Origin of the sequence: Bacillus bruguierae, from assembly GCF_037104725.1 — a bacterium.
In the GTDB taxonomy this organism is placed as follows: Bacteria; Bacillota; Bacilli; order Bacillales; family Bacillaceae_G; genus Bacillus_A; species Bacillus_A bruguierae.
This window is the reverse complement of sequence record NZ_JBAWSX010000020.1, coordinates 66,615-76,812: the sequence shown is the minus strand read 5'-3', so window position 1 is coordinate 76,812 and position 10,198 is coordinate 66,615. Positions and strand designations below refer to the sequence as shown.

Annotated in this window: 14 protein-coding genes and 2 pseudogenes; all 16 read left to right on the top strand. The window is 31.0% G+C overall.

The features are described from left to right. The first annotated feature begins 135 nt into the window (after positions 1-135). The 16 genes and pseudogenes from WAZ07_RS23050 to WAZ07_RS22980 all read left to right on the top strand — a co-directional run bounded on the left by WAZ07_RS23050 (position 136) and on the right by WAZ07_RS22980 (position 10,161). Positions 136-597 (top strand): hypothetical protein, encoded by a 462-nt coding sequence (locus WAZ07_RS23050; protein WP_336474317.1) that lies wholly within the window; start codon positions 136-138, stop codon positions 595-597. A gap of 80 nt (positions 598-677) precedes the next feature. Beyond that, complete coding sequence (gene cdiI, locus WAZ07_RS23045; protein WP_336474316.1) at positions 678-1,061, top strand: ribonuclease toxin immunity protein CdiI; 384 nt, start codon at positions 678-680, stop codon at positions 1,059-1,061. 355 nt (positions 1,062-1,416) lie between these two features. Then, positions 1,417-1,647 (top strand): hypothetical protein, encoded by a 231-nt coding sequence (locus WAZ07_RS23040; protein ID WP_336474315.1) that lies wholly within the window; start codon positions 1,417-1,419, stop codon positions 1,645-1,647. Between the two features lie 271 nt (positions 1,648-1,918). Next, entirely contained in the window at positions 1,919-2,320 is a 402-nt protein-coding gene (gene imm48, locus WAZ07_RS23035; RefSeq protein ID WP_336474314.1) for an Imm48 family immunity protein, read from the top strand. Between the two features lie 212 nt (positions 2,321-2,532). Then, positions 2,533-2,634 carry a zincin-like metallopeptidase toxin domain-containing protein gene (locus WAZ07_RS23030; protein WP_336474313.1) on the top strand — a complete coding sequence of 34 codons (102 nt, stop codon included), beginning with the start codon at positions 2,533-2,535 and terminating at the stop codon, positions 2,632-2,634. Next, positions 2,635-3,102 (top strand): annotated as a pseudogene (locus tag WAZ07_RS23025) (hypothetical protein). A gap of 12 nt (positions 3,103-3,114) precedes the next feature. After that, on the top strand, positions 3,115-3,600 hold the full coding sequence (locus tag WAZ07_RS23020) for a hypothetical protein (protein ID WP_336474312.1): 486 nt from the start codon (positions 3,115-3,117) through the stop codon (positions 3,598-3,600). A gap of 153 nt (positions 3,601-3,753) precedes the next feature. Continuing rightward, positions 3,754-4,140 carry an Imm3 family immunity protein gene (locus WAZ07_RS23015; protein WP_336474311.1) on the top strand — a complete coding sequence of 129 codons (387 nt, stop codon included), beginning with the start codon at positions 3,754-3,756 and terminating at the stop codon, positions 4,138-4,140. 201 nt (positions 4,141-4,341) lie between these two features. Then, positions 4,342-4,830: a hypothetical protein gene (locus WAZ07_RS23010; protein WP_336474310.1), complete on the top strand. Its 489-nt coding sequence runs from the start codon at positions 4,342-4,344 to the stop codon at positions 4,828-4,830. Positions 4,831-5,124: 294 nt separating this feature from the next. Next, complete coding sequence (gene cdiI, locus WAZ07_RS23005; protein WP_336474309.1) at positions 5,125-5,523, top strand: ribonuclease toxin immunity protein CdiI; 399 nt, start codon at positions 5,125-5,127, stop codon at positions 5,521-5,523. Positions 5,524-5,794: 271 nt separating this feature from the next. Beyond that, positions 5,795-6,222 (top strand): annotated as a pseudogene (locus tag WAZ07_RS26360) (zincin-like metallopeptidase toxin domain-containing protein). A 2-nt stretch (positions 6,223-6,224) separates the two neighbouring features. Further along, positions 6,225-6,575 (top strand): hypothetical protein, encoded by a 351-nt coding sequence (locus tag WAZ07_RS23000; protein WP_336474308.1) that lies wholly within the window; start codon positions 6,225-6,227, stop codon positions 6,573-6,575. Between the two features lie 824 nt (positions 6,576-7,399). Next, positions 7,400-7,582, top strand: coding sequence for a polymorphic toxin type 15 domain-containing protein (locus WAZ07_RS22995; protein WP_336474307.1), 183 nt, complete (start codon positions 7,400-7,402; stop codon positions 7,580-7,582). 168 nt (positions 7,583-7,750) lie between these two features. After that, entirely contained in the window at positions 7,751-8,260 is a 510-nt protein-coding gene (locus WAZ07_RS22990; protein ID WP_336474306.1) for an ankyrin repeat domain-containing protein, read from the top strand. An 86-nt stretch (positions 8,261-8,346) separates the two neighbouring features. Further along, positions 8,347-9,498, top strand: a complete 1,152-nt coding sequence (locus WAZ07_RS22985; protein WP_336474305.1) for a suppressor of fused domain protein — start codon at positions 8,347-8,349, stop codon at positions 9,496-9,498. A gap of 150 nt (positions 9,499-9,648) precedes the next feature. Continuing rightward, complete coding sequence (locus tag WAZ07_RS22980) at positions 9,649-10,161, top strand: Imm6 family immunity protein (RefSeq protein ID WP_336474322.1); 513 nt, start codon at positions 9,649-9,651, stop codon at positions 10,159-10,161. The last annotated feature ends 37 nt before the right edge of the window (positions 10,162-10,198 follow it).

The window sequence follows — 10,198 nt, the reverse complement described above, 5'->3', positions numbered from 1 at the left end:
ATAAAAGATTCATACATTAATAAAGGAATTTATGAATCAGATGAACAAGTATGGAAAATTATAATTGAAAAATCAATGCAAAAAGATGACGTAATAAATACACTATTAGGATTAGTGCATTAGGAGGAGGGGCTTATGATAATACTGAATAATTACTCTAAGGCTGGCACATATATTATATTAGAGCCTAGTGGATATTCAGTAGTTGAAAAAAATAAAGTACAGTTAGTTAGACAAGGCGTGGGAGGATTTAGCGAAGATGGACAATTGATAGGTATTTATGTTGATTTAGATAAATTCTTTTTTATATATAATGAGAAGAAATATGAGGCAAATCCTGATGAGATAACCTGTATAAATGAGAGAATAGATGATGGAAAACGTAATTTTCAAGTTAAAATAACAGATAAGGTTGTGTGTGATATTACATATAAACCATATATAAGCCCATTCGTTTTAACTTTTGGCGATGATGAGGATGAATTCGATTATTTACTATATCTAAGTAATTTGATGTTAAGTAAGGATTCCATTTTAAGTTTTATTAAAGGAATGAATAGATTAAAAAACTTTAAATTATTTGGTTACAATTTATAGGTTATATTGATAAATCAACTGGAGAAGTAAAAGTTTCTTCCATGTGTTACCTCAACAATAGTATAAGGAGAATGGTGATAATGGATAATGAAATTTATTACGCAGAAAATTTTAAGGAAAAAGTTCAGAATATGGAAGCTTATTTTCATACCATTGGAGACGGATATTTCTTAGAAGCATTACATCATTTTAAACTTGCTAAGGGATTTGGAATTGGATTTACAAGTTGCTACTTTGCTACCGAATGTCAACCACATGATGAGGAGTATTTTGGAGATACTGGAGTTAACTTTACTACGATTCCGCCAGTAACAAGTGTGGAAGTCTATGCAATTGTAGACTATGAAAAATTTTATAATTATTTAAAAGAGGTCAGTGAAAATTATGTATCTCGGAAGCCATATAATGCAGAAGAAGTTAAAGCTTGCTTGAAAGAAATTAGACATAAATTTAATATTAGATAAACACTATGTACATGAAAATCAATTCGTGAGTTTACTTTTTAAAAGTGGGATTGTACGATACAATCAACAAATTAAATGCTAAAAAGTTTGCCAAATACACTTAATAAATTTAAAAGGCTTATTCCAACTTGAATGATGAGTTGGAATGAGTCTTTTTTGCATGCAAAAAAGGCAAGTAAAAAGCAAGGTCTAATATATAACTTTAAAGTCAGCCGGTTTGAGTGATACACAAGCTCAGAAGGCCGTTCAACGAGCAATAGAACAACAATTGTTTTATAAATTAACTGGAGACGATTTTGTTCCAAGGATTCCTGATAGAATTAATGTACCAAAACGTAAATAAAGGAGCATTTACATGGAATTAAATACTTCTGTAGTGGAAGCTGTATTGTCTAATAATTGGTTAAAATATTGTGGAACAGAGAGCAATTTTCCTCAAGGAATTGAGTATACCTATTTATCAAATAAAAAGAAAATGGTTAAGAGTGTGAATGGGATAGAATGGGAAAATATTTGTCTGGAAGAAAGTGGCGATTTAACGGGCTATTTAGCAAAGAATAAACCAGAAATATATAATGAAAATTAGAATAATTTGGTTAAAAAAATTAAAGCAGAGGTATTACCAAAAATTACTGATGATATTGAAAAACAAATAACGATATTGGGGTTACCAAAAGATATATTACATGCTGTTAAGTTCGATATAGTAAGTATAATAATGGTACTATCTTATGAAGAATATTATAAGTTAGTATTTTATAACGAAATGCTAGAAATCTATTTAAGTGGACATATTCCTTGTGGGTGGAATGGAAAGTACCCAGAAGGAAATATATTTATATACTAGGGGGACAAAAATGGCTAATGATGTAGAATATTACAGTGAAGTGAAAAAAATGATTCAGCAGTTTTTAAATACTTCACAATTAGTTCCAGAAATATTAAACGAACAAGAAAAGCAAATAGTAGCAACATTTTGTTTTGGTATGATAAATGGTTACTCTTTAAAAGATAAAAAGAACGCTATACAGATACAGGGAGCTACAATTGATATATTGATAGAAATGTTCTTCTATTCTCCAGCAGTTAGTGCGGAATTCTGTGATTTTTTAATTAAGTGCACAGATAAATCATTTCATCCAACTATGCATTCTATCATTCATGGAGGAATTCAAGAGTATTATCAATATGAAGAAGGTAAAAATAATGAGTTGAAAGATAATATTGAGAATGTGATTGAAATAGTAAAGAATCATTAAAATTAAGGGCATTGACTGAGAAAATTTTATCTTAGTTAATGCCCTTTATGTATAGCACCAATAAAAGGGATTGTAACCTAATTTGGATTAATATGGAAAGTGAAGCTTATACTAAAGTTAGTAATAATTGTGTATAGGCGTTAACGTTTTTTAGCCTACAACTATTTTTTAACAGTTTAATACTTTATTCTATAGTCTAAAACATTTTTTAAATGGTATTTGAACAAATCATGAAAAATCAGTATTTATTTGATGAAGCATCAATTCAACATTCAAGAGAATATATAAGCAGATTGCGAATGAAATATAAGTGATTGAGGAGGAGAAAAAATGAGGGGAAAAATTATCACAATAGGACTAAAGAAGAATTAGACGCTTTATTAGAGTCTGTTGACAGAGATTTTTCAAGACATTATCGTAAATTAGAGGAAATTACGATTAATGTAATATTGAAGCCAGAAGAAGTTATAGAAATTGCTAAAAAATATCATCAAGAACATGAGTTGGATGGAACAATCGCTGAAAATATTTGAAATTTACGATTTGATGAGGCTTATACATTCAAAATTGATAAAGAAAATAGAAATAATGATGATGTAAGACCGGCATGGAGAGTATTAGTAGATTTACCAGAAAACCCTTTTCTTATGGAGGACTATACATTGATTGTGTCTGATAAAGATAAAAAAGTGATGGGGATGCTTGATCCAAATGGACATCCAGTATTTGAAGGAAATAAATTTACGGATGAAGATATCAAATATATTATGAAAAACACGTAAGGGGTGAAAAAATTGGGAAATTTAAGCCGAGCAATTAAGCGAATTTCAGCAATCGATTGGAGTCGTATTGGGGAAATAGAAAGGAAATCGAATGTCCAATTGTGCAAAGAGTATTTAAGAAGAACTGCGATATTTTTCCGGACATATCCAGGTAAATGTGTTTACCCCTTTATAAGTATTTCTAATTCAATCACATCACCACAAGTAAATATAGAAGGAATTGAATTAATTAATGAAGTGAAGAATAGTTATCAAAAGGCAATAGTTACAAGTTTCCTTGAACTAAATGCACTTATAGATGAGGGAAATCAAATTGCTATTGAAAACAAAGATTTATTTGAGCCAGTAATAAAACTTTATGAACGCGGTGGTTATTTCTATAAGAGAAGTGGTTTTGTAATTGTAGATGGAGTATCGTTTCAATTAAACAATTGGGAGGAATTTAAACCTTCTGACATAAGTGATGAAACTCTGAATAGTTTAGACGAATTTGAGTGAGTTGAGGCAAAAGGCAAAACAAAGTTATTTACAGAATTAGATACTTGCGATAATTGTAGTAGGGTAATGGAAGAATTTGCTAAAAATATAGAATAAGGGGCTATCCATAATAACGGAAACAGATTAAAGTTATAGCCTATAGGAGGAAGGTAAATGGAAGATTGGGAATATAATGAATTAATTGAGGCTGTCAAAGAAATGTATGATAATATGTTAAATAAAGGTAGAGGATATAAATATGCTACTGCAAGAACATTTTATGAATTTGAAACCGTCTGCAATGAGGGTAAAACAGAAAATTTATTAGTACACTTAGCCATTGGAGAGATAATAGTGACACATCCAAAAGTTTTTGTGGGTGTGGTTGATGCCATAAAAAAAGAGCTAGGAAGCATTGATAGGAAGGAATTAGAGAAGGAATTGTTATCTGAAGAGGTTGAGGATCTTGTGACCAGAATAAATAATGTCAATCATAAACTTAATAACGTAATACTGGACTATGATCCTAATGCTGATAATTATGATACTACGTCAAGATAATAGACACAGATTTCTACCGCGCTTTCGCTTAGTAATCTTTATAAAAAGTTTAAATAAAGAATAGTTTGTACCTTTGTAAAGGACATTTTGAAAAAAAGTTATGCAACATCAAGAAGATGATTTCTGTATTTGGATATTATCCCCTTATAGTAGACAGTTGAAAGAAAGTTACTGTACTGTTTATTATGGAGGGGATTTTTTATGTCTTTAGATAAGTATAAAAACATGTCTGATCAAGAGTTTAAACAATTGTCTAATGAAGAATTTCAAGATTATATTAAGTTGAAGAGAGAAGATTTCCCTAGGCATTATAGGAAAATAAATGAAATTACTGTAGGTGTGGTATTAAAACCTGATGAAGCAATAGCAATTGCGAAACAATATCATAAGAAAAATAACTTAGATGGAGTGGTTAATGAAGACATCCACCAACTTTTCTTTGATGAAGCTTATACATTCAAAATTGATAAAGAAAATAGAGATAATAATGATGTTAGACCAGCATGGAGAGTATTGGTAGATTTACCAGAGAACCCTTTTCTGATGGAGGACTACACATTGATTGTGTCTGATAAAGATAAAAAAGTGATGGGGATGCTCGATCCAAACGGACATCCAGTATTTAAAGGAAATGAATTTACGGATGAAGATATCGAATATATTATGAATAATGAGGATTCTGAAGATTAATTAATAACTTAGTGCATAGTTTTATAAATAGAATAAATATTGTTATTATGCAATTTTACGAGGTTTTCGATCACTGGTAAAGAAACATCTCCACTTTATAACGTTATTTGTTGAAGCTTTTGTCTATATGATCTGAACTGGGAGATGGCATTAAACATAATCGAATTAGAGCATTAGTAGGTCAAAATATAGAGACAATTCGAGGCACTGCAAGTAATGGAGAAGGTATTAGAAATGTTGAAATAGGTGAAATAGATAATTATTAGCCTGTATTAGAATGGGGTGAATAACTTTATGGGAAATCTTCAAGAAGATTATCAATTATTAATTGATAGATTTAAAAAGAATGGTCTAACTAAAAGTTTTGTTATTACTGTCCTAGCGAAATTCGCTTTAGACTTTGATTTTATAAAAGTTTTAGATGGCTTCTTTAATGAAGATGTAATAAGAAGGGATACTATTGGTGTTGTTTACTCAAATGAGTTTGACAAAAATGATACGGGCTACTTTGGGGAAGATAGGATATTATTCTATTATGGAGTCGATGAAAATTGGTATGATATTATTACCTTTGGTGAGTTGTGTAATTATTTGCAGGTAGTTTGCGATTTTTATGTTGAAAAACACGATGACAAGGTTGAAGAAGTGCAAGAATATTTACAAAAAATTAAAGGGAAATATAAAGTAAAATAAAAGTGTCTTATTCTCCAATCATTGAGAAGCTGTTTTTCGTGATTTTCAAGCGAAAAACAGCTTCTTTTTTAACTTTATCCCGCATTAACGGGCAATAAGACCCCCATCTCAAAATTGAGAGAATCTAATAAGATAGGTGGGGGGTAACTGCCCGTAAAAGCCCGATTGGTTCAACTAACCATCAGTGGGGGATGAAAAAAACCCCCACTGACGGAAGTTTCACTTTATAACATAGGATACGGATAATCTTGATTTTAAAGAATGGGAAGAGATGCCTGTTAGTGGTCAAACTAGTCTAACAGATAATGGATTAAGGGTTAGGAGTATTCGAGATTTAAGGGAATTTAAGAAAGGCATGAATGAAATTGGTATTAAAGTTTTTTTGACAAAAAGAGAAAAATTCTCACTAGAAATGTTGCGGGAGGCTTTGATATCTATACTGGACAAATGGTTTTGAGACCTGACGAATTACTTTTAAGTTCCATTCATGAATCCTACCACGCTAAGCAATTTAAAGAACTTGGACAAGAAAATTATTTGAAATAATCAAGATCAGCAAGAGAAAGGTACGTTTATAATGAAATTATGAAGAATAAGGAAAAATGTATTGCTGAAGAGATATATGAAGCACAAAGATATATTTTCTTCATTAGAAATAGACAATGGCCATTACCTAATTGGAAAGGATATGAGAAATAGTGATGGAAGAAAAGGAAACAAACTTAACTGCAAGTCAAGCCATTCAAATTGCTAAGCGATATCAGAAAAAGCATAACTTACATGGGATCATACATGATGATATAGAAAGGTCCGTAAGATTTTATAGTGAATTTTATAGAATAAAAGGATGTGCGTGGCTCGTTTTGGCAGATATAACACCCAAGACATATGAAGGTGATGATGAAATTACTTTTGTTATTTCTGATGAGGAAGGCGTTGTCGATCATGTTCTAGACCATAACGGGATCCCTCATCATTATCATCTATCAAGTAATAGAGAGTATACTGATGAGGAATTTGAAGTCATTTTTAATGATGATGAGATTAAGTAAAAAGTACTTATTTATTTTTGGGGTTACCCAGTAGTGAATGAATCTTTTTACCTTATAATTACCGTAACTAGTGATATAAGAAAATAGGTGTGTAGAATAAAGAACTCATGATGTTTAGATAATTATGGAGTTATATAATGATATTTACTTATAAAAATAAGAACGATACGTAGATGAGAAGCAATTTTAAATTTACGAATTATTGTTACTGAGAACAAACCATAAACTTACAAACTTAAAGTACTTGATTGTCTACAATAGACGATGAGTACTTTTTTGTGTTTTAGTATAGAATTTAGTGGGGCTATTATTAATTTTTCAAGTAATTACTGAAATAGGATTTCAAGATATCTTACTTTAAAATATTGTGTTAAAAGAAAAAATAACAAATGGAGGTATTAAAAATGGGAAAAAGCTTTTTTTAAATTAAATATGAGATTACAAGGAACTATTATATATATTTAAATATTGATAAATATACGCCAGAACAATCTGCTGGAAGATGTTATGATGATTTTTATGAAGAAATACAAAATAATGGGATAGAATCAATTGCTGTAATTTCAACTATAATAGGGCTACTAAGTACAAATAAAGGAACTATTGATGAAGATGATTTAAGTAATATAAAAATAATTTTAGATTTATACAAAAGTATTGATATAAAGGAATGTTTGAATGAATTTGAGTGTGAATATTTACAAGATGATATAGGATGGTTGCAAAATTATTATGAAGAAATTACTAAAAATTAATTAGTGTATGTTATTAAAGTAAATCTAGTAGTAGCGTAAATAAAAAGTAAATTAGCATATGATGTATTAGTGATTAAAATAATAACTAACCTTGAAGCATTAGCAGATAAGATTGCTGAATTAATGGCTGAAGGAAAGTCATTTGATATAGCAGAAACAGAAGCAAAAGAATGGATCAAAACACAAGCTGCACTTCATAATCCTGACCAAATAGCTGGTGGAAATCCTTTGAAAATAGGTGGTATGGGATAGAACCGATAATTGGTAAAGAAAACCTTGTTTGGGCACCAAATGCCGTAATAGGACAACATAGTCTTGATGCTTTAGAGGAAGTAGTTAATTGGTTAAGGGCTGTTGAAGCTCTTAAAGACTTAGGAGACATAGCTAGTACAAGATAGTAGAAATACAGGAGGTAATGTTATGGATGAAAAAAGTCTAAATAAAACTATAAGAAATGCTATTAAGCTTGGTGATATTAATGAAGTAAAGCGTTTAATAGGCGATAATCCAGAATCTTTACATTCAATGACACCATTTGGTACGTGGTTACATGTTGCAGCAAAGAAAGGACATTTTGGAATAGTAGAATATCTGATCTATAAAGGAATCGATGTTAATACAAAAGGTGATATATTTGATGCTTCTCCTTTAAGATTGGCTGCAGGAGCGGGGCATTTGAAGATAGTAAAGTATTTAATAGAGGCAGGCGCAGAATTAGATGTGACCTTAGCAAAAAGAAATCCATTATTTGGAGCGATTTTTGGTGGACATAAAGAAGTAGTTGAGTATCTAGTTGAAAAAGGAATAGATATTTCAACTAGATACACTGGAGAAAATATTAAGAATATGAATGCTTATGAATATGCTAGAGAATTTGGGCAAACAGAAATTGCTGAATATTTAAAGATGAAGATGGGCGAAAAAGAATAAGTAAGAGAGATTGATATTGTTGAAATACTAGAAGACCTTTCAAAATAAGCTGCTTCTGGAAGGTAAAAATTAAAGGGGAAACTAAAATGGATAAGACTCAAATTGCGAAAGACATTAGAGATGCCATAAAAGGTGGCCAACTGGATACGTTAAGAAGTTTGCTAGAGAAAGACCCAGAAATGTTAACATGGATGACACCCTTTGGTACATGGTTACATGTAGCAACAGCTCAGGGGCATTTAAAAATAGTAGAATATCTCATTAGTGTTGGGATAGATATTCATGCACAGGGTGGAACTTTTTCTACAAATGCCCTTGAAAGAGCGGCTACAAAAGGACATTTAGATATTGCAGAATATCTCATTAATTATAATATCGAGATTGATACTAGTGAACCAGAAAGAAATCCACTTTTTGGTGCGATTATTAATGGACATGTTGATATTGCAAAACTTTTAATCGAAAGCGGTATAGATGTTAATGTTAAATATGCTGGTGAGTCGATGAAGGCTATGGATGCATTAGCTTTTGCAAAGGAACAAGGGCAAGGAGAAATTGTTAAGTTGTTAGAAAATCAAAAAGGGTGCTCTACTACTTCAATTGAAACAAATGATAATAACCAAAATCATCATCATATAATTTTAGAATATGTTACTAAACACTTTGGGCCTATTAAAAATACTATAAGTGAAATTGTCCCTGGTAGTAGAGTAGTGGTCAATATTCACATAATTCCTCCATCGGTGAATAAAGATTTTGTAACTCTCGTAACTACCGGTATGAGTGATGAGCCTATGGGCTATTCAAACGAAGAAGGTGTGTTTAAATATGCAGAGTTGCTGTTAAAATTGCCTTCAAGTTGGATAATTGAGAAGGGCAGTATGGAAGATCAAGATCATTACTGGCCTCTTGGTTGGCTAAGGAAGGTAGCCCATATTCCACATATTTATGATGGGTGGCTGGAAGAAGGGGTTATTCTTCCAAATGGAGAACCTCCTCAGCCATTTGCATCAAGTACAAAGTTATCATGCATAATGGTATGTCGTTCCCAAGAACCTGAGCTGGACAACGTCTATACTAAACAAGGAAATATAAACATTTATACACTTGTTCCTATTTATGAAGAAGAAAGAAATCTTGCATTGGAAAAAGGGCATGACTATCTACTTAAAAGAATGAGGGAGGAAGGAATCTCGGATGTATTGGACATAGATAGGGTAAATGTTGGTATATGGTAGTAGGTGTAGACAGGGCAATATGTGGCATACAACTCATTAATGGATAATTGGAACAAATTCAACATAGCATATTGCAGCTGATTTTTGATTATTATAAACAAAAAAGAATATTCCTTTACAGAATGTCCAAAATAGGAATGATAATTAATGATAGATTTCATAAAAAAGGTTAATGAAGATGCAAAAGTTGCAGTAGGTTTAGCAATTGCCGAAAAAATGTTTAAAGTAATAGATAGAAATGATAATGGATATAATCTTGGTAGAGAAGCATTAGATAGTTGCTGGAAATGGCTTGAAGGTGAAAAAATCGCTGCTGATAATTTGTGTAATTACATAGATAGCGAAGATTATATAGATGTAGCTGAGTTTACAAACGAAGAAAAAGATGTACAAAAACAGTATGCATGGTATTCAGTGTTAGATGCTGTTTCTTATACAATTTACCAAGCATATAAAAAGGAAAAAAGAAAATTCGTTCCTCAAGTGGTTGAAGTAATTGATGATGAAACGTTAAGAATATTAGGTGAAAATGCAATTGAATCTGGTTATTTTAAGATTGAAAGTTTAAATAGTATAAAAAGATATCTATTGGAAAACTACTCATTAAAAGATAGTATCGAAACCTATAATTATATAAAAAGGGATAGCTTACCATTGAGTTAAAGTAACTACTCAGTCACCCTATGAAAAAACGATAGAA